The sequence below is a fragment of the uncultured Methanobrevibacter sp. genome, assembly GCF_900314695.1.
GTDB lineage: Archaea > Methanobacteriota > Methanobacteria > Methanobacteriales > Methanobacteriaceae > Methanocatella.
On sequence record NZ_OMWD01000007.1, the window covers coordinates 48575 to 66882 of the forward strand.

Consider the following 18308-nt stretch of genomic DNA (forward strand, 5'->3'; position numbering starts at 1 on the left):
TTTAAGGGATTTTAAAGTCTTTTGTTTTATTTTTATTGTTTTTGCAGAATGTCCTAAAATCACATGCTGTGCATGTCCTCTCATCAGCTTCAGCTTTCCAGGCATCCTGAATTTTACATCCTTTCATTTCATTAATCAATGACTCTTCAATATTGTAAACAACTTCATCAAATTTTTCAAGGGATTTGTCTATTTCTTTTGAATCAATGTTGATGATTCGAATAGACCTTTCCAATTTAAATTCATTACTTAGTTCGGGAGCCTTGTCATCATCCTGCCATTTGTCAATCAATTCAAAATCCTTTTTGTATTTTTCAAGTGTTCTTTCATCAATTAAACCGTTTTTCATTTCTTCTTTAATCAAGGCCAAATCTTCTTTTGATGGGACAAGTTCATTCAAATAAAATATTATTCCGGCAAAAATGGATTTGGAATCTTCCTGTTGGGATCTAAGCCAGGAATATGTTAATATCTGCTGTTTATGACTTTCCCATTTGTTTTCAGATTTCGGGTCGGACACTTCAATTGGAGGTCTCTTCATTCCTTTATAGTCAATAATTATTTCATAATCCTCTTCATCCACACTTTCTGCAATTCTTTTTCTGAAATCTTCATTTTTCTTTAGTATTTCAATTATTTTGTTGTCATAAGTGTCCAAATTACTTTGTTCAAGAGTTTTGTTAATTTTCATAGATGTCAATACATCAACCACACCATTGATACCATAATAATTGGATCTGCTTCTTTTTTCATCATATTGTGGCATATTTCTAATTCCTTTAATTAGAAGTTCAGATGAGTCAATCAGGGGGAACAGGTGTTTGCCCCAGATATTTATGGCTTTTTCTGCTCTTGCGCTTGCTAATTTCTTATGGTCATGTTCATTCAGATTTTCAATGTCATGATTTGTTGAACTGAAAAATAAATCTTCATCGTGAGGATACAATCCTCTTGTTTGCAGTCTTAAATCGATTTGTTCTTCAATAGGTCTAATATCTTCAAGCCAATCCCATGGAAATTCTGTTTTGTTCTGTTTCCATCTAATAAAGGCTTCTTCCATTACGCCGTGAATAAACTCACCAAACCATCTTTGAACAGGTTTTGATGGAGGTAGCGTACCTTTATTTTGGTAGCGGTATTGTAGATTGCATGTTAAAAAGGACAGTAAATCTCCGGTTAGGCTATATTCCGGAATCATATATGCTTTTGATCTTGAAGGCAATTTCATATTTAATCTCCTAAATTAGATAAATTTCTCTAAATCCAACATATTTCTCATCTCTGCTCCAACCCAATGCAATATTAGGTATATCAAAATGGTCATTTTTCTTATTATAACCTTCAATTGCTGAGTTAAGGCCAATCAACAATAAAACACTTTCAGCTCTTGAAAAAGCAACAAAGTAAAGTCTTGTCAAGTCATCAAATGACCTGTCTTTTTCACTTCTTTCACTTTCACCAAGTATGCTGTGTTGTCTGATTGTATCTTCAATAGTTTTCTTATCCGGCAATGTCTTAGGGAATCTTAATCTTTGGGTTCTGATATCATTTGTTTTAAATCTTGAACCGACATCCACTATAACAAGTGGAAATTCCAGTCCTTTCGATTGATGAATCGATAAGACATTTATTCGGTCATCAGGTAATGTTTCGAGAAGGGATTCATCAATACTTACTCCACCAGTTGAAAGTGGTATAAAAATATTCCATATGGCTTCCAGAACAGATTCTCGTTCATCAATTGGTGTTTTAAATGAAATATTTGAATGATAATCATTAAAAAATCCAGTTTGTGTAATTGATTTGGTAATAGCTTCAAGATATACAATTCCTTCAACATCATCCTGCAGCTCTTCAATCCATGTTGTCAATTTGTATGCGAGTTCCATCAGACTTGCATTTTTGGGCCAGTGCTGTTCGATTCCATTAATGCTTTCGGGATATGGCCTTCGAAGTTGCCAGCGGGTTACGAAATCATTTAAAGAAATAGGTTCATGAGGTTCCGGATTAAGTTTAATGTAATCTTTTGCCTTAAACCTCCAACGAATCATATTTCTTCTGGCCAAGTTTGGAATTGTTTTATCTGAATTTTGAATGCTTCCTTCAGGGTCAATGCATTCAAGGATTAGGCCACAAAATATTGCAACGACATCAATTTCCTGAAGGTCAATTCCTCTTGGGTTAAACATTTCAATTGGTTTTCTAAGTCTTTTGAGATTTTTTCTTAAGTGATGGAGAAATGAACGGTTTCCATATTGCATTTCTTTTGGTGAATATGATAATATAGCTATATCTGAAGCTGATCCATAATCGCTATCTAGTTTAATCTTAATTTTTTCTTCATTTTTACCGGCTTTAATCGATTCCTGTTTTATTTTCTGCAAATTTGCAATGTTGATGTTGCCGTTTACCTTTTTATAGTACTCTTCATCCAGAACCTGCAGCACTTTTATTTCGCTTTCGCCTTTATTCACCAGATTATCTATCAATCGTGATAAGTCACGAGCTAGCATTTCAGGATTATTTCTAAACATTCCCAAAATTGGCATTTTATCTCTGTCAAAGTCAGGAGCGATAATTTTTGGTTTGTTTTCAACTCTTGCCTTTTGATATTCCCTGTCAAGTTCTGCAAACTGGTTACAATGGTTGATGATATTTTCTGTTGACCTGTAATTTGTTGTCAAGTTAATTTCCTCAACATCAATACTCAGTTTGTCTTTTACGCGTTTTTGGTAGTTTGTGAATAAGTCTACGGTTGCTCCTCTAAACCTATATAATGATTGGTCATCATCACCGACTACAGTAATATTGCCGTCGTTTTCAAGTGCGGATTTGGCAATGGTAAAGTAGATGTCTTCCTGAATTAGATTGGTGTCCTGATATTCATCAATCAAGACAATTTTTATTTCATCCAAAAATAAATCCAGTTCATTGTTCTTGAGCTTTTCAAGGAAATTGGATTCAAGCATTGCAAAATCAATCGTATTTCTATTTTTAAGTGTATTTTCGTATTCTTTAATACAGTCAAGCGCTAATCTTGGCCCGCTATTTTCCTGTGTTTTTTCATATAATTCATCAAAGTTTATCTGGTCATAAAAAATTCTGTTTTTTATTTCCATTAATATTTCGCTCATCTTGGACGGTTCTTCAAGTTTTGTTTTTCCGCTTAACTCCTTTAGGTATTCAACGAGCTTTTCGTTTCGGTATTTTTCATCTTTAATCAAAATCTTAATCATTGCTGTGTTTGCAACAAATTCTTCAATTACAATCGATTGATTTTCACCGGGCTTTCTGTTATCCCTAAGCAGCTCTTCGGCTATGCTGTCTGTAGTCCCTATTATTATTTGGTTAAAATCAATGCTTTCTATTTTTGCAATTGATTCAAAACTCTCATCACAGTATTTGTCTTCCAGATGCCTTTTTATTTCATCTCCCCATCCTAATATTCTTGAATACAGTTCATCTGCAGCTTTTTTTGTAAAAGTTGTAGCCAAAATCTTTGATGGATCAATATCATCCACGAAGATATATTTTAATATCTTCAATACCATCACTGTTGTCTTTCCGGATCCTGGTCCTGCAACTATAAAAAGGGATTTATTGGGCTCGGATAAAATAGCTTTCTTTTGCTGTTTATTTGAAGAAATGTCTCTTTTAAGTACTTTTGCTGTGATGTCTTCAAATTCCTCATATGATATCATGTTTTCCCTCTCTTTATATATTTATTAATTTATGTCATTATCTTATTAATATAATAAGTGAGAGAGCGCTTGAAAAGTATTCATTAGTCATAAAATTGTAGTGTTTAATCAGAATTATGATGTTGCAATAATTAAATTTTTATGTTATGATATTCAAATAGTATATGTGGAAGTTTATACATTCCATAATATGCATAATGAAGTTAGGGTTTTTAATCCTAACTTTCATTTGGATATTTCTCTTGTTTTTGATTACTTTTCAGATGCTCTAGGGCCTTTTGTTTATAATAAGTATTTTGAAATATTTAATTGAGTTTGGTATTGAAAAAATAGATTTTATATATCATGTTAATTTAAATTATATTTGTTAAATTGATTCGTGAAATTATGTCTGATTCCAGTAATATTGATGCATTTAAAAATGATGTGAGATATAGGGAAAATATTGCTCACATAGAAACCATTCCCGCTAAAAAAGCCAATTTTAAAAGGGTTGATAATTTAAATGAAAAGATAATTGATTATTTGGAATCAAAAGACATGAAATTATACAACCATCAGGCAGAAACATATAATGCGATTCAGGAAGGTGAGCATGTAATAATCACCACACCAACAGCTTCTGGAAAAACATTGGCTTTTAATTTGCCTATAATGGAGACAATGATTGAGGATAAGGAAGCAACAGCATTATACATTTATCCGGCAAAGGCATTGTCAAATGACCAGCTTCATGTGCTCGAAAATCTTGAAGATGAAATGAATATAAAAATCAATCCCAGAACATATGACGGAGACACTCCAAGGGAAGATAAGAGGGGCATTCGCGAAAAATCACGCATTGTATTGACAAACCCTTATCAGCTGCATCTTATTTTGTCATGGCATCATCAATGGTCAAGATTTTATCGGAATTTAAGGTACATTGTAATTGACGAGTCACATTACTACAAGGGTGTTTTCGGCTCCAATGTTGCGTTTCTAATCAAAAGGTTAAAAAGAATAGCTAATTTTTATGGCGCATATCCTCAGTTCATATTGTCATCCGCCACTCTTGCCAACCCTTTGGAACTTGCCAACAGATTGACCGGAGAAGAATTCCAATTGGTGGATAATGATACATCCCCTAGCGGTGAAAAGGACTTTATCTTATATAATCCTTTTAAGAATTACAAAAGAAATAAGGTCAATATGAAAAACGCTCCATCTGTGCATATGGAAACTGAAAACATATTCATGTATATGATGTTGAAACAGATTCAAACATTGTGCTTTACTGTTTCAAGAAAGACAACTGAATTAATTGCGATGTGGGCTAAAAATGACATGACTCAAATAAAAGGAAAATTGGCTCACAGAATTGCTGCTTATCGGGCAGGGTATCGACCTGAAGAAAGGCGTGAAATAGAAGATGGCCTAAAAAGCGGGAAATACTTGGGAGTCACATGTACCAACGCATTGGAATTGGGCATTGATATAGGATCTCTTGATGCGGTTATCATATCAGGTTATCCTGGAACAATGATATCCACTTGGCAACAGGCAGGACGTGCAGGCAGAAGCCGTCAAAAGTCTTTGGCCATATTGATTGCATTCGAAAATCAGCTTGACCAGTATTTCATGAACAATCCAACATTTTTCTTTGACAAACCCCACGAAAATGCCATTATTGACCTGACCAATCCGATTTTACAGGAGGCTCATTTATTATGTGCAGCTAAGGAATTGCCTTTAAAATATGGTGAAGTGGAAAAATATTTTGGCATCAGCGATGAAATTTTGGAGGATTTGCTTTCAAAAAAAGACTTGCATATCAATGCCCGTGGCGATTATATGTATCCCTATGATGACAATCCTGCCTTAGACCATTCACTGGATCAAATTTCAGGTCAGGAATTCAAAATTATGAATAATGGGCAGTTGCTTGAAACAATGGAAAAATCACAAGTGTATAGGGAAGCGCATGAAGGTGCAATTTTAATTAACAAGGGGGATACCTATGTTGTGGACAGCGTAAGTCTGTCAAGAGGATTTGTTAATGTCAGTCAAAAAACTGTAGATTATCATACGATGGTTTTAAATCAGACTGACATCAACATCAAAAAGAAATTGTCCAAGACAAAATACGGCAACCTTAGAATTCATTTTGGCGAGTTGACTGTAAGTGAAGATTACTTCAAATACAAGAAAATGCAGTTTTCCAAGTCTGTTGGAACTTATCCTTTGGATTTGCCTCCTTTAAAATTTAACACTAAGGGTTTATGGTTCACAATTCCAAAATCGGTTAAAGATACTCTGGAAGATATGTTTCCAAACGAAGAGGAAGTCTTTGCTGGAGGTCTTCATGGTGCGGAACATGCTTTAATTGGACTGTTTCCACTCCATACTATGTGTGATCGGTTTGATATTGGTGGACTTTCAACAAATTATCATGAAGACACTCAAGAAGCTACCATTTTCATCTATGATGGATATGAAGGTGGAATTGGAATATGTGAAAAGGCTGTGGATGTGTTTGTTGACTTGCTTAAATCCACTTTGGATTTATTGAATAATTGCAATTGCCAAAGCGGATGTCCGGCATGCATATATTCTCCAAAATGCGGCAATGATAATAAGCCCCTTCATAAAAATGCTACCAAATATATTCTGGAGTATATGTGTAATTTGATAGCTAATGAAACTTCAGCTAAAAAAGAAGAAGTAAATGAGGAAGTCATAACAATAAAGCAAGATAATGAGGATGACATCAGATATAAGGATGCATTGGAACTATATAATAAAAATGATTATTCTCAAGCCAAAGATATTCTGAATTCTATTTTAAATTCAAATAAAAATCATGTAGATTCAATAGCATTGATGGCCAAAATATTGTATCTTCAAGATCAAAGGGACATTTCAAAAATGTTTGTAAAAAGAGCGTTGGCACTTGATAAGTCCAATGAAATGGCCAATGAGCTTGATGTGTTGTTGAATAATAAACAGCCTATTGTCAATGAGGATATTGATGTTGAAATCAATACTATAGATGATGAAGAAATATTATATGAGGAAGCATATGACCTGTATAATCAGGGAGATTTGGATACTGCCTGTGAAATTTTAGAAAAGCTCATAGAATTTGATAGTAAAAATGCGGAAGCACTGGCACTGATGGGTTTAATTTATTATCAATCAGGAATATTTTCAAAAGCCGTTGAATACTTTAAAAAAGCTTATAAAATAAATAAGAATGGGGAAATGGTTAGGGAATTAAAAATGAGAGTTTCTTAAAAAAATTAAATTGGTGATGGGTTTTTAGGTTTTAGTCTAAAATCATTGTAATTCCTTCAATGATTAAAACGACACCTATAATTATTGCAATGTATATTGGTTGGTTAAGTGCAAATATTGCAAGAGCTATTGCAACGATTCCCATTATCAACACAAGTATTGAAGTAAATGTGGATATGCGATTCATTTTAGATATCAATCCGGTTATTCCAAATACAATCATTATGAATCCAACAATATAGAATTGAATGCCTGTAATAAATGATAGTGCATTAATGTAGAAAAGGAATAAGAACCCAAATATGATTGCTATAATTCCAATAATAATTGTAATATTTGGAATTGTATTGTCAAAATCCCTTTTCATGTTGAATCCCATGAATGCTGTGCAAATACCAAAGTAGAGTAAACTTAATCCAACGATTATTGAGATTAGGTCTGATGAAAACATTGGGAAAATAATAAATATCAAACCCAATATCACTGAAAGTATTCCTGCACTTCTGTAAATATTAATATTAACACCTCCATTTAAATAAACTAATTAATATTTATGTTGTTAACTATTATTTAATTTTATTTATTATATGGTTATGAATAGGGGCTGAAACCATTTTCGAAGTGTTCGCGAACTTTTTCAAGCTCTTCAGGGATGTTAATTAGTTGGGTACAGTGGTCAATGCAATCTCCACAATATGTACATTCATCAGCAGGGGTTTCTTCATCACCTAACTTATCGTAATACAGTCTGTAAATATTTGATTCTGGTTGGTTTTTGCTTGCATTGTATAGGTGGAAGTAATCTGGAATTGGTATTTCAGATTCGCATGCATCTACGCAGTATTCACATTCACTGCATGGAACTGCAAGTGATGAATAAAGTTTTTCCACCATTTTTGCTAAAAATTCATTTTCTTCATCAGTTATAGGCTTGAAGTTTTCAAATGTATCACAGTTGTCCTCCAGGTCACTCATTTTACTCATACCGCATAAAACCATTTTAACGTGTTCAAGTGATGCGCAGAATCTTATTGCCATGCTGGCAATTGACTTATCCGGATTAAATTCCTTAAAATCATTTTCAATCTCTTCAGTGGTGTTTACAATAACTCCTCCTTTCAATGGTTCCATTACATAAACATCCAAACCATGTTCTACACAAATATCATAGCATTTATGAGCCTGGATGGATGAATCTTCCCAATCCAAATAGTTAAGTTCTAATTGAACAATGTCTAAAAAGTCTCCGTATTTGTCAAGGACTTTTTTAAGAAGATCTGCCTTTTCGTGGAAACTGAATCCAATTTTTTTAGCAATTCCTGATTCCTTCATTTTTTTAACATATTCAAAGGTATTGTTTTCTTCAGCTAATTTTAACCATGGCACATTGATATTGTGGACGAAAAACACATCAAAGTAATCTATTCCAAGTCTTTCAAGCATTTCGTTTACAAATTTGTCATTATCTTCAGGGGATGTTAATGCCCATGTAGGCATTTTGTCACAAATCTGGAATGATTCACGAGGATATCTTTCAACCAATGCCTTTCTAATGGCTATTTCGCTTGCTCCATCGTGATAGGCATAAGATGTATCAAAGTAATTGAATCCTTTTTCCATATAAATGTCAACCATTTCGTTGAAGAGTTCCTGGTCAATTTTTGTAGCGTCTGTTTCATCGGTTTGAGGCAATCTCATGCATCCGAAACCAAATTTTGATTTGTAGTTCATAATATAATCTCCAAAGTAATACTATGTTAAATAATTTAAATAGGAATATATTTAAATGTTGTTGAATACAACAATTTTTTTAGAAATGTGTTATTACTTTGATATTACTCAAATATTAAATAGGTTTATTAATAAACAAAACTATACTTATAAATTAATATTATATTATAGGAGACACAAAATGCATGAATTATCAATGGCTCAAGGTATTATTAATGCAGTTATAGATACTGCTGAAAGTAATAATGCAACTGAGGTTAATGAAGTCACTATCGAACTTGGTCGATTAGCTATGGTAAATCCGGAACAGTTAAAATTTATTTTGGGAGTTCTCATTGAGAATACTATTGTTGAAGATGCAGAAATTCACTTTGAAGAGATTCCTGTTGAAGTTGAGTGTTCTGAATGCGGTTTCCATGGTGATGCTATTCTTGATGATAAAGATCACTATGCGCCTATGGTTAAATGTCCGGAATGTGATAGTCTTGCAGTTGAAATCCTTAATGGTAGAGACATTGTAGTCAAAAATATTGTTATCGAAAAACCTGATGATGATTAAGTGAATGGAGATGGAAATATGCACAAAGTAGCTGATGTTGAAGTTGCAAAAAATATTATGGATGCTAATAAGAGATTAGCCGATAAAAATTTAAAAAATTTAGAAGATAAAGAAATATTCTGTGTTGATTTTGTTGGGGCAATTGGTTCCGGTAAAACAACATTGATTGAAGAAATAATTGACAATACTGATTATAACATTGGAGTTCTTGCCGGTGATGTAATATCTGAGTTTGATGCAGGACGTATTGAAAAACATGATGTTCCTGTAGTTGGCCTTAATACTGGTAAAGAATGTCATTTGGATGCACATTTAGTGGGTCATGGACTTCATGATTTGCCGTTGGATGACTTGGACATGATTATTATTGAAAATGTCGGTAACTTGATTTGTCCTGTTGATTTTGAATTGGGTTCCCATATGCGAATTGTGGTTGTAAGTGTCACTGAAGGTGATGACACTGTTGAAAAACACCCATTGATATTCCAAACATCAGATGCTGTCGTTATTAACAAGATTGATTTGGCAGAAGCGGTTGGTGCTGATGCTGATAAGATGGTTGCTGATGCTAAAAAATTAAATCCTAATGTTAAAATTATCAAATCCAGTCTTAAAGATGGTTCTGGATTGGATGAAATTATTAAAGCTATTGCAGAGAAAAAAGATAGTTTATAATTAATTTAATCGGTGGTTTCATGAAAATATGGATTGATATATCAAATGCTCCTCATGTAAGATTTTTCAAAGATGTAATTAAATATCTTGAAGCTGAGGGTGAGGATGTGATTGTTACCGCAAGGCAATTTGGTGACATTCATAAGTTAATGGACATGTATGATATTGATTTCATATCTGTTGGAAAACATGGTGTAAGTTTGTATGATAAACTAAGGGAAAGCACATCAAGAGTTTATAATCTTGTTGATGTTATTCATGATGAAAAGGTGGATGTTGCCCTTAGCAAGCATTCTATTGAACTTCCTAGAATCTCATTTGGTTTAGGAATTCCAAGTTTGTACGTTTTAGACAATGAACATGCACTAGCAGCCAACAAGTTAACTCTTCCATTATGTGACAGAATAATCACACCAAATATCATTGACATGTGGAAATTAATGAAATTTGGAGCAGATCCGAATACAATCATATCATATGATGGAACTTCCGAGTTAATGCATTTTAAAAGTTTCAAATATAATGATAATGTTTTTGATGATTTGAATTTAGATTTAAAACATCCTAAAACTATATTAATGAGGCCGGAACCGTCTCTTGCTTCATATTTGGATGCGGATTGTAGAAAATCTGTATTGTCCCCTATTGTGGATGAGTTAAAGAATGTGGCAAACATTTTAATTCTCCCAAGATTCAAGGAACAGGCTGAGATATTTGAAGGTATTGATAATGTTTCAATATTGAAACCTCCAGTTGACACATCAAGCATCATTAAAAAAAGTGATTTGGTAATTGGTGCTGGAGGTACAATGAATAGGGAAGCTGCAATTTTACAAACTCCAGTTATTTCTTGTTATCCTGGAGAAACATTGTCTGTTGATCAGTATTATATTAATAAAGGTTTAATGTACAGGTCTAACGATTCAGATGATGTTATTAATAGGGCTTTGGATTTCATTGTTAATCCTCATGAAAAAATTGATGTGAAAACTGATGACTTATTCCAGATAATTATTGATAATCTGTATGATTTGGCAAAAAATGGTAAATAGTTTTTTATAGTAATAATGTCAAATATTATTATTGGTATTTGACTTAAGTTTTTTTGGGCTGGTAGCTCAGATGGGAGATCGTCGCCTTGGCATGGCGGAGGCCCCGGGTTCAAATCCCGGTCAGTCCACTTTTATATTTTTAAAATTTAATAAGAATTGTGATTAGAATATGTTATTAATTGCTCAAAATCATTTACAATTAATTGTAGAAGTTGCAATAATGTTATTTGTGATATGGGTATTCACTTTAAACTTAATTCCATTATCACTTAGTGTGGTAACCTTTTTGTCTTTGTTCTTGATGGGTGGTTTCACACTTCTTTTCGGAGCTGATATTGCACTGCTTGTAATCTCTTCAAGTCAGGCGGAATTTACGCATCCGTTCGGACCGTTAGCATTACTTGGAACTGTAGCTGCATTTGCATCGCTGAAGGTGATGAAGGAATCGGGTGTAGATATAAGGCCACTTAGAAGATTTGTAATATTATTTACAATTGGTATTACTGTTTTCGGTGGATTAATGCACAGGTCTTTTTTGATTTTATGGATTTTAGGTTTATTCTTAGGTTATTTAATAATATCAAAATCATTCAGAGAAAAAACCGTATTAACCGGTAAAAGAATATTGATGTTCGCAGGAGCAGCTGTTTTAGGTTTGATATCTCTTGAAGCATTAGCTAGAATAACTGGAATGACAATTTTCTCACCACTTTTAAGGTTAGGTAGGATTGAACAATACTCTTTAACAAGTATTAAAACAGTATTGAATAACATTCAACTTATAGGGCACAATGGTGCCGCTTCCTATTGGGGTGTTGAGGGAACTGCATTTGCTGAAGGTTATATTACATTGCCGATGCAATTTGTTTTATTCTTCGGTTTGCCATTCCCAATGTTCTTCGGTATATTAGTAAACCAGAAGGATACAATTGACTATATGCTTCCAGGTATTTTCGGATATGGTTTTGACTTCGGATACTTAGGACTCGTTGGATTGATGGTATTCACTCTTGGTACTATTATAATAGGTCTTAAAGTATTGACAATGTATCGGGAAAGAAGAGAGAAGAATAATAAGAAATACTTAGGTAGAGAAGTATTATTAACCGGTGCATTAGCAGCATTTTGTGCCCAAGCATTAATAGGTTTATTTGTATTTAACAGAACAATCAATGGTATGGCATTATTAACATTCATATTCATAGGTACATTAATTTTAGCTAATGTAGTCACACTTAAAACAAGATCATAGGGAAGTAGTTATATGAAAGCATTGGTATTACTTGGATGTCCTGAAACTCCATCCCAAACTCCGATGGCAGTTTATGTTTTTAATAAATTAACAAAAATGGGTTATGATACAACAATTGCAGCAAATCCTGCCGCTTCAAAATTAGTAAAAATTTCCGACCCTGAAGGATATTATAAGCTTAATCTTGTGGATTTGGAAAGAACATTAGGAGAAATCAACGAAGGGGATTATGACCTGTTAGTTGGATTTGTACATAAGGATGCAGCCGCTTCATTTTTTGTAACATTTGACCAAATTTTAAATACAAAATCTCTTGCATTGGTATTTTCAAGAGATATGGATGAAGTTGAAGAATTTGTTAACATGATTGAAGAAAGTGGAAGCAATGCTAAAATTCAGGCTGTAAGAGCATTCCATAATCCTTCACCAATTAAAGTCAAATTTGATAAAGCAATTAAGGAGTTCGAATAATATGTCTTTTTGTTTAGATACTTACCTTCAACAGTCTGATAATTATGAAATTCATGCTTCAAAAGCAGGTTTTAAAGATTGCGCCATGATTATAAGATTCAAGGCAGATGATTTGGTGTATATAAAACCTGGAGATGAAGTTTTAGGTGTGAGAGTTATTGGAATTCCACCAATTCCAATTGGTTTTGACCATAAAAAAGGAACTGTTTTTCTTCCATATACCAAACCTTGTCACGGAACTTCCGTTGTTGAATTGCCGATAGATGATGATGAAATTGAAAAGATAAGAAAATTAGACACTGGTAATAAAAAATGAAATCAACAGTTGTTGGAAGTTTTCCGGTTGAAGTAAAAGAACCTTCTTCAACAAAAGACAAGTTATTAAAAGCATTTGGTTCATATGATCCTTTTAAGGAAGCTATTAAAAGTAGCGTTACTGCTCAACTTGATGCAGGTATAGATATTATATCTGATGGTCAAGTAAGAGGGGATATGGTTTCTATTTTTACAAAGTATATTCCTGGAATGAAAATTGAAGATGGAAATACTGTTATCGTTTCTAAGATTGTAAGACCTATTCAGGAGATTTCAGTTAAGGATTTGCAATATGCAAAAAAGGTCATGAAAGATTATTTCGGAGGAAATATCCCTGAAGGCAAAGGCGTTAAGGGAATAATCACTGGACCTAATACAATTGTACACTCTTCAAGAATTCAATTTTTCTATAAAAACAAGGAAGATGCAATCATTGATTTGGCCCATTCGCTTAAACATGAGGTTGATGCAATAGCTAAAAAAGTCGACCCGATTTATATTCAGATTGATGAGCCATTTTTATCTACTGGAATGGTTGATATGAAGGTAGCTCGCGAAGCTATTGATATTTTACATGATGGTTTGGATGTTCCTTTGGCAATGCATGTTTGCGGTCTTTTAAATGATGCATTTAATGATATTGCAAAATTTAATGTTGATATACTTGATTTTGAATTTGCAGGCAATGACGTTAATTTGGATGTTTTAGAAAAGAATGCCAATTTGATTGGCAATAAAAAAATTGGTTTTGGATGTGTGGACTCGTCTGTAAATGAAGTTGATGAGATTACAGACATTGATGATTTAGTTTCTAAAGCAATTGATATAGTCGGAAAGGATAATCTGCTTTTGGATCCTGATTGTGGTTTGAGAAGAGCACCTAAAGATGTTGCCTTTGAAAAATTAAAATTGATGAATCAAATAAAAGATAAATATAGCTAATGTGAGTATAATGAATAGGAAACTAAAAATTGCTATTATTGTTGTTTTAGTTTTGATTTTGGCTTATACTGCATTTTATTTTACGGAATATCGTCATGCTGAAAAAAAAGCTACAGATTTGATGAATGGAGCGGAAAATGTTTCGGTTATTAAAGAAAACTATGGATTATTTTTAAACGGCTCTGGAAATGATACGTTATTCATTTTCTATCCTGGGGCTAAAAATGAATATGTTTCATATCTTCCGTTGTTAATGGACATATCAAATGGTGGTGTGGATTCTGCTTTGGTCGAAATGCCACTGAATTTTGCATTTTTCGGTGAAAACACTGCTGATTCAATAATCGATTCTACAAATTATTCTCATTATGTTCTTGCAGGACACTCTTTGGGTGGGCTTTCTGCTGCAAGTTATCATAACCACACAGGCAAAGGTGATGCGGTTGTATTGTTGGCAGCATATCCTAATAGTGGTGTTGATATTCCTGTATTGTCAATATATGGCTCTGAAGATGGCATATTGAATAGACAATCTTATAATAATTCAAAAACATTGATGAGTAATCTGACAGAAGTTATTATTGACGGCGGAAACCATGAGCAATTTGCATATTATGGACCTCAATCCGGAGATGGTGTAGCTAACATAACTGCTGAAAACCAGCAAAATCAAACTGCCGATGAGATATTGAAATTCATAAATGAATTGTTTTAAAAAAAGAAATTTTTTAGGAAAAAATATTTTCCTAATTTATCTATATTCATGTTTGAAGTTTTTATCATATAACTTAGATGGATTAAAATCACCAGGGTCTAAAACATCTCCCACTATAATCATTGCAGTCTTTGTTATATTGGCATCTTTAACTTTTTGTGCAATATTATCAAGTGTTCCTTTAATTATTTCTTGGTCTTTCCAAGTGGCTTTTTTTACAACTGCAATTGGGGTGTCTTTTTCATAACCTACCAGCAACTCTTCAACAACCTTATCAATCATACTTATTCCAAGGAATATGCACATTGTTGCATGGTGTTTTGAAAAGCTGGCAATGCTTTCTCCTTCAGGTTTAGGTGTTCTTCCTTCAGGACGTGTGATAATAACGCTTTGTGAGATTTCTGGTAATGTTAATTCAGCTTCAAGGACGCTTGCAGTACCGAATAATGAGCTGACTCCAGGAATGATTTCATATTCGATGTCATGTTTTTTTAGTTCACGTATCTGTTCGCCTATAGCTCCATAGATTGATGGATCGCCGGTATGAACACGGGCCACCAGTTTGCCATCATTGACAGCTTCAGTTATTATGGCATCTGTTTCATCTAAATTTAAATAAGCGCTGTTGTGTATTTCACAGTCATCCTTGGCAGGATTTAAAACTTCTTTATTAACGAGTGAGCCTGCATAAATAATAACATCTGCTTTTTCGATTACTCTTCTTCCTTTAACGGTTATCAAATCCGGATCTCCTGGACCTGCACCAATGAAAATTACTTTTCCTTTCATGGTATAATTTTTTATTTCAAGTATTATTTAATTATTATGTATTAAAATTGAGCTTTAATTTTAATAAACTTTATTAATTTCGAAAATAATTAAAAAATATGGATGAAAAAGGTTTTATTTCAATAGAATATTTATTTTCAATCTTTATTGTTTTAATTATTGCTGTAGGTGTATTATTTTTCACATTAACAACAATTGAATCAAATAAAAATATTGAAAATAGTGTAAGCAGTAGGTTAACATTGGATCATGTGGCAAATTTGATAAGTCAGGTAAATGCAAATGGTGAAGGATATTCCATTTATCTTCATCTGGACTCTAAACCGGGATATTATAAGATAACGGTTGAAAAAAACAAACTCACAATTCAATCTTGGAATAGAAAAGGCGAAAAATTAGTAATGCCTTTAAAAATCGATTCGAAATATGAACTGTATAGTGGAAATGATTATTTGATAAGTAAAAACGATGAAGGAAAAATTGTGATACGATGATGGATAATAAAGGACAGCTCAGCGCCGAGTATTTGCTTCTGGCGGGGGTTTTGATAATTCTTGTAATGTTGGCAATCGTTTTTGTTGCAAGTGAAAATGAATTGAATATGGCGATGAGCGCAGCACGAAATGGTGCAATTGAAGGGATTGGAACATCTTCGCTAGCTTTATATCCAATTGATACGTATAATGAATATTCAAATTCAAAGAGTAGTTTATTGCATCCATATTCGGTTGATATTGTTAATGTAAGTTATGTCGATATGGGTATGGATAAGAACTATAACAAGAAAAAAATCCAATTCAAGGTCTATGCAAAAACATCAAATGAGTACAGCAAAAGTGAACTTGATTCCATTGGAGATAGGATTAATTATAATTTAAGAAAATCAATAGCGATATGCTTTAACTCGAATTCATCAACAAATAAGTTATATAATCCCGTCTTTTCACCACATTATGTTTTCACAACAGCTAATATTAAATGGGTTTAAGAAGATAATAGTATTAGTGATAGTATGGATAGATATGAAAAAGGCAAAAAATGTTTAGAAGATATTCAAAAGGCACCTGTTGATGAACTTTTCAAAGAACTGGAGGATATAGCTCCTGATTTATCCAGATTTGTTATTGAGTTTCCATATTCTGAGATATACACCAGAAGTGATGTTGATTTAAAAACTCGTGAATTATGTACAGTTGCGGCTTTAACAACTCTTGGTACTATTCCACAACTAAAAGATCATATTAATGCGGCTTTGAATGTTGGAAATTCACCTTCAGAAATTGTTGAAATTATAATGCAGATGTGTGCATATGCAGGTTTTCCAAAATCCATTAACGGTGTGATGGCAGCAAAAGAAGTATTTAAAGAAAAAGGATTGTTGTGAAGGGGTATTGAAATTACATTTGAAACGGTTGGCCATAAATTACAGGAAGAGCTTGTTGATATAATTAAAAATGGTAAGGAAACAAATGATTATGAATTAATCGTTTTTAAATATGTTTTTATTAGTGAGCTTGAAATACCTCTGGTTGAAGATTTGAATTTTGAAATTGTCGATGATGGATTTGTTGTCCATATAATTCCGGATAATTTGAAATTTGACTTGCTGGTCAGATTAAATAATGTATTTGACAAATTTGAGATTATGTTCATGCCCAATTCGTATAATGTGTTAAAATTGAAATTTGTGTTGTGTGATTGAATGTATAGTGATGAAGAGAAAAGGCAATTGATGGATGATTTAGTTGAAATGGAAACATTCAAGGCTGATGTAGGTGATGAAGGCAAAATATTACAGGAAGATTTAAAGAAATTCTTTTCTGAAGGCATTGGGGATAAAGAAGATTTAATTTTTAGATTGGAATTATATTTCTATGCATTTAAGCTATTTTGCAGAAAAAAAGTAAGCATAAAAAACAATCAATTCATGATATGTTTGAATGATTCTCTTCTGGAGTGGGATTTAATTAAATTGGTCATGCAGGACTTTACAGATTTTGAATTGGTAATAGAATCTGTAAAAGAAAATAGTGATGTGCTGATAAATTTGAATTTTACTTATCATTTCTAAATTTTAAAAATTTTGCGGGCATTGTTGGTTGTTATTTCATCAACTGTGCTTAAATCCATATTTTTTATTTCAGCTATTTTTTTAGCAGCATTGACTACATTAACTGGTTCATTTCTTTCTTCTTTTGTCATGGCTAAATAAGGGCTATCTGTTTCAGTTAAAACATAATCCAAATCTATTTTTTCAATTAAATCCTGATGGTGCTTTGAGTAGCATAACATTGTGGAAAAACTCATAAAACAATTGTCCTTATTCATGATTCTTTTTGCAGTCTTTAAACTACCTCCATAGCAATGGAAAACAAAATAAGGTATGTCATCATAGTCTTCAATGATGTTTACAGCTTTTTTTTCACAGTCTCTTACATGCATTACAATTGGAACTTTATGGTCGTTGGCAAGATTTAAAAAACTGGTGAAAATCTCTTGCTGCCTTTCTCTTAGGGCTTTATCGGTAACGTAGTAGTAATCCATTCCCACTTCGCCAACAGCTACGATATCTGAAAGATTATCAATCAAATGATTTTGTGCATCGTTTAATTCTTCATCTGTTGAATTCTGCGAACTCACTGGATGAAATCCGAAAGTAGGATAAATAAATCCTTCATATTCTTTTGAAAGCTCTAAAACATTTTGATTACTTTGTCTGTTAAACCCGGATGCAATAACAAAGTCTAATTTATCTTTTGCTCGTTTTATAACATCTTCACGGTCATTATCATAATCTTCAAAATCAATGTGGCAGTGGGTGTCAATCATT

Annotated in this window: 20 protein-coding genes and 1 tRNA gene; 15 read left to right on the forward strand and 6 right to left on the reverse strand. The window is 32.9% G+C overall.

The window, feature by feature from the left end; genetic code table 11:
- Nucleotide 1: 1 nt before the first annotated feature.
- Complete coding sequence (locus tag QZN45_RS03120) at nt 2-1228, reverse strand: PD-(D/E)XK nuclease family protein (RefSeq protein WP_292880144.1); 1227 nt, start codon at nt 1226-1228, stop codon at nt 2-4.
- Between the two features lie 10 nt (nt 1229-1238).
- Nucleotides 1239-3701 carry a DEAD/DEAH box helicase gene (locus QZN45_RS03125; RefSeq protein WP_296811062.1) on the reverse strand — a complete coding sequence of 821 codons (2463 nt, stop codon included), beginning with the start codon at nt 3699-3701 and terminating at the stop codon, nt 1239-1241.
- Between the two features lie 387 nt (nt 3702-4088).
- Between QZN45_RS03125 and QZN45_RS03130 the strand changes: the two genes are divergently transcribed.
- Nucleotides 4089-6977, forward strand: coding sequence for a DEAD/DEAH box helicase (locus tag QZN45_RS03130; protein ID WP_296811065.1), 2889 nt, complete (start codon nt 4089-4091; stop codon nt 6975-6977).
- Between the two features lie 31 nt (nt 6978-7008).
- Here the strand turns inward: QZN45_RS03130 and QZN45_RS03135 are convergent, their stop codons facing one another.
- Both QZN45_RS03135 and QZN45_RS03140 read right to left on the reverse strand, forming a co-directional pair.
- Nucleotides 7009-7494, reverse strand: a complete 486-nt coding sequence (locus tag QZN45_RS03135) for a DUF308 domain-containing protein (RefSeq protein WP_342764024.1) — start codon at nt 7492-7494, stop codon at nt 7009-7011.
- A gap of 74 nt (nt 7495-7568) precedes the next feature.
- Nucleotides 7569-8708: an aldo/keto reductase gene (locus tag QZN45_RS03140; protein WP_292880151.1), complete on the reverse strand. Its 1140-nt coding sequence runs from the start codon at nt 8706-8708 to the stop codon at nt 7569-7571.
- Between the two features lie 181 nt (nt 8709-8889).
- Between QZN45_RS03140 and hypA the strand changes: the two genes are divergently transcribed.
- The 9 genes from hypA (at nt 8890) to QZN45_RS03185 (ending at nt 14689) form a co-directional block, all read left to right on the forward strand.
- Nucleotides 8890-9267, forward strand: a complete 378-nt coding sequence (gene hypA, locus QZN45_RS03145; RefSeq protein ID WP_292607137.1) for a hydrogenase maturation nickel metallochaperone HypA — start codon at nt 8890-8892, stop codon at nt 9265-9267.
- A gap of 18 nt (nt 9268-9285) precedes the next feature.
- The gene (gene hypB, locus QZN45_RS03150) at nt 9286-9942 is read left to right on the forward strand and encodes a hydrogenase nickel incorporation protein HypB (RefSeq protein ID WP_296811070.1); all 657 of its coding nucleotides are present in this window, start codon (nt 9286-9288) and stop codon (nt 9940-9942) included.
- Nucleotides 9943-9962: 20 nt separating this feature from the next.
- Entirely contained in the window at nt 9963-10994 is a 1032-nt protein-coding gene (locus tag QZN45_RS03155) for a DUF354 domain-containing protein (protein ID WP_292607141.1), read from the forward strand.
- A gap of 55 nt (nt 10995-11049) precedes the next feature.
- Nucleotides 11050-11122, forward strand: a tRNA-Ala gene (locus QZN45_RS03160).
- 41 nt (nt 11123-11163) lie between these two features.
- A complete protein-coding gene (locus QZN45_RS03165; protein WP_292607144.1) occupies nt 11164-12246 on the forward strand; it encodes a hypothetical protein in 1083 nt (360 codons plus the stop codon).
- A gap of 12 nt (nt 12247-12258) precedes the next feature.
- Nucleotides 12259-12717: a DUF1890 domain-containing protein gene (locus QZN45_RS03170; protein WP_292607146.1), complete on the forward strand. Its 459-nt coding sequence runs from the start codon at nt 12259-12261 to the stop codon at nt 12715-12717.
- A gap of 1 nt (nt 12718) precedes the next feature.
- Entirely contained in the window at nt 12719-13033 is a 315-nt protein-coding gene (locus QZN45_RS03175) for a DUF1894 domain-containing protein (protein ID WP_292880153.1), read from the forward strand.
- Nucleotides 13030-13974: a methionine synthase gene (locus QZN45_RS03180; protein ID WP_292607151.1), complete on the forward strand. Its 945-nt coding sequence runs from the start codon at nt 13030-13032 to the stop codon at nt 13972-13974. Before QZN45_RS03175 ends, QZN45_RS03180 begins: the two co-directional genes overlap by 4 nt.
- A 10-nt stretch (nt 13975-13984) precedes the next feature.
- On the forward strand, nt 13985-14689 hold the full coding sequence (locus QZN45_RS03185) for an alpha/beta hydrolase (RefSeq protein WP_296811074.1): 705 nt from the start codon (nt 13985-13987) through the stop codon (nt 14687-14689).
- A 36-nt stretch (nt 14690-14725) separates the two neighbouring features.
- Here QZN45_RS03185 and cobM read toward each other — a convergent pair whose 3' ends face one another.
- Nucleotides 14726-15478 (reverse strand): precorrin-4 C(11)-methyltransferase, encoded by a 753-nt coding sequence (gene cobM / locus QZN45_RS03190; RefSeq protein ID WP_296811078.1) that lies wholly within the window; start codon nt 15476-15478, stop codon nt 14726-14728.
- 98 nt (nt 15479-15576) lie between these two features.
- On the opposite strand from cobM, the gene QZN45_RS03195 reads away from it, so the two are divergent.
- From QZN45_RS03195 to QZN45_RS03215, 5 genes are all read left to right on the forward strand, one after another.
- Entirely contained in the window at nt 15577-15972 is a 396-nt protein-coding gene (locus QZN45_RS03195) for a hypothetical protein (RefSeq protein ID WP_292607160.1), read from the forward strand.
- Entirely contained in the window at nt 15969-16466 is a 498-nt protein-coding gene (locus tag QZN45_RS03200) for a hypothetical protein (protein WP_292607163.1), read from the forward strand. Before QZN45_RS03195 ends, QZN45_RS03200 begins: the two co-directional genes overlap by 4 nt.
- Nucleotides 16467-16490: 24 nt before the next feature.
- Nucleotides 16491-16862 (forward strand): carboxymuconolactone decarboxylase family protein, encoded by a 372-nt coding sequence (locus tag QZN45_RS03205; RefSeq protein ID WP_292607165.1) that lies wholly within the window; start codon nt 16491-16493, stop codon nt 16860-16862.
- A gap of 153 nt (nt 16863-17015) precedes the next feature.
- A complete protein-coding gene (locus QZN45_RS03210; RefSeq protein ID WP_296811082.1) occupies nt 17016-17180 on the forward strand; it encodes a hypothetical protein in 165 nt (54 codons plus the stop codon).
- Nucleotides 17181-17549, forward strand: coding sequence for a hypothetical protein (locus QZN45_RS03215; RefSeq protein WP_292880162.1), 369 nt, complete (start codon nt 17181-17183; stop codon nt 17547-17549).
- Here QZN45_RS03215 and QZN45_RS03220 read toward each other — a convergent pair.
- Entirely contained in the window at nt 17546-18307 is a 762-nt protein-coding gene (locus QZN45_RS03220) for a TatD family hydrolase (RefSeq protein WP_296811084.1), read from the reverse strand. The genes QZN45_RS03215 and QZN45_RS03220 overlap by 4 nt on opposite strands.
- Between the last annotated feature and the right edge of the window lies 1 nt (nt 18308).

What these genes read in the sequence shown, in the direction of transcription:
- QZN45_RS03185 (WP_296811074.1), top strand. Translation starts at nt 13,985, where the DNA reads ATGAATAGGAAACTAAAAATTGCTATTATTGTTGTTTTAGTTTTGATT.
- QZN45_RS03205 (WP_292607165.1), top strand. Translation starts at nt 16,491, where the DNA reads ATGGATAGATATGAAAAAGGCAAAAAATGTTTAGAAGATATTCAAAAG.
- hypB (WP_296811070.1), top strand. Translation starts at nt 9,286, where the DNA reads ATGCACAAAGTAGCTGATGTTGAAGTTGCAAAAAATATTATGGATGCT.
- QZN45_RS03130 (WP_296811065.1), top strand. Translation starts at nt 4,089, where the DNA reads ATGTCTGATTCCAGTAATATTGATGCATTTAAAAATGATGTGAGATAT.
- QZN45_RS03140 (WP_292880151.1), bottom strand. Translation starts at nt 8,708, where the DNA reads ATGAACTACAAATCAAAATTTGGTTTCGGATGCATGAGATTGCCTCAA.
- QZN45_RS03170 (WP_292607146.1), top strand. Translation starts at nt 12,259, where the DNA reads ATGAAAGCATTGGTATTACTTGGATGTCCTGAAACTCCATCCCAAACT.
- QZN45_RS03120 (WP_292880144.1), bottom strand. Translation starts at nt 1,228, where the DNA reads ATGAAATTGCCTTCAAGATCAAAAGCATATATGATTCCGGAATATAGC.
- QZN45_RS03215 (WP_292880162.1), top strand. Translation starts at nt 17,181, where the DNA reads ATGTATAGTGATGAAGAGAAAAGGCAATTGATGGATGATTTAGTTGAA.
- hypA (WP_292607137.1), top strand. Translation starts at nt 8,890, where the DNA reads ATGCATGAATTATCAATGGCTCAAGGTATTATTAATGCAGTTATAGAT.
- QZN45_RS03220 (WP_296811084.1), bottom strand. Translation starts at nt 18,307, where the DNA reads ATGATTGACACCCACTGCCACATTGATTTTGAAGATTATGATAATGAC.
- QZN45_RS03195 (WP_292607160.1), top strand. Translation starts at nt 15,577, where the DNA reads ATGGATGAAAAAGGTTTTATTTCAATAGAATATTTATTTTCAATCTTT.
- QZN45_RS03125 (WP_296811062.1), bottom strand. Translation starts at nt 3,701, where the DNA reads ATGATATCATATGAGGAATTTGAAGACATCACAGCAAAAGTACTTAAA.
- QZN45_RS03180 (WP_292607151.1), top strand. Translation starts at nt 13,030, where the DNA reads ATGAAATCAACAGTTGTTGGAAGTTTTCCGGTTGAAGTAAAAGAACCT.
- QZN45_RS03155 (WP_292607141.1), top strand. Translation starts at nt 9,963, where the DNA reads ATGAAAATATGGATTGATATATCAAATGCTCCTCATGTAAGATTTTTC.
- QZN45_RS03165 (WP_292607144.1), top strand. Translation starts at nt 11,164, where the DNA reads ATGTTATTAATTGCTCAAAATCATTTACAATTAATTGTAGAAGTTGCA.
- QZN45_RS03200 (WP_292607163.1), top strand. Translation starts at nt 15,969, where the DNA reads ATGATGGATAATAAAGGACAGCTCAGCGCCGAGTATTTGCTTCTGGCG.
- cobM (WP_296811078.1), bottom strand. Translation starts at nt 15,478, where the DNA reads ATGAAAGGAAAAGTAATTTTCATTGGTGCAGGTCCAGGAGATCCGGAT.
- QZN45_RS03175 (WP_292880153.1), top strand. Translation starts at nt 12,719, where the DNA reads ATGTCTTTTTGTTTAGATACTTACCTTCAACAGTCTGATAATTATGAA.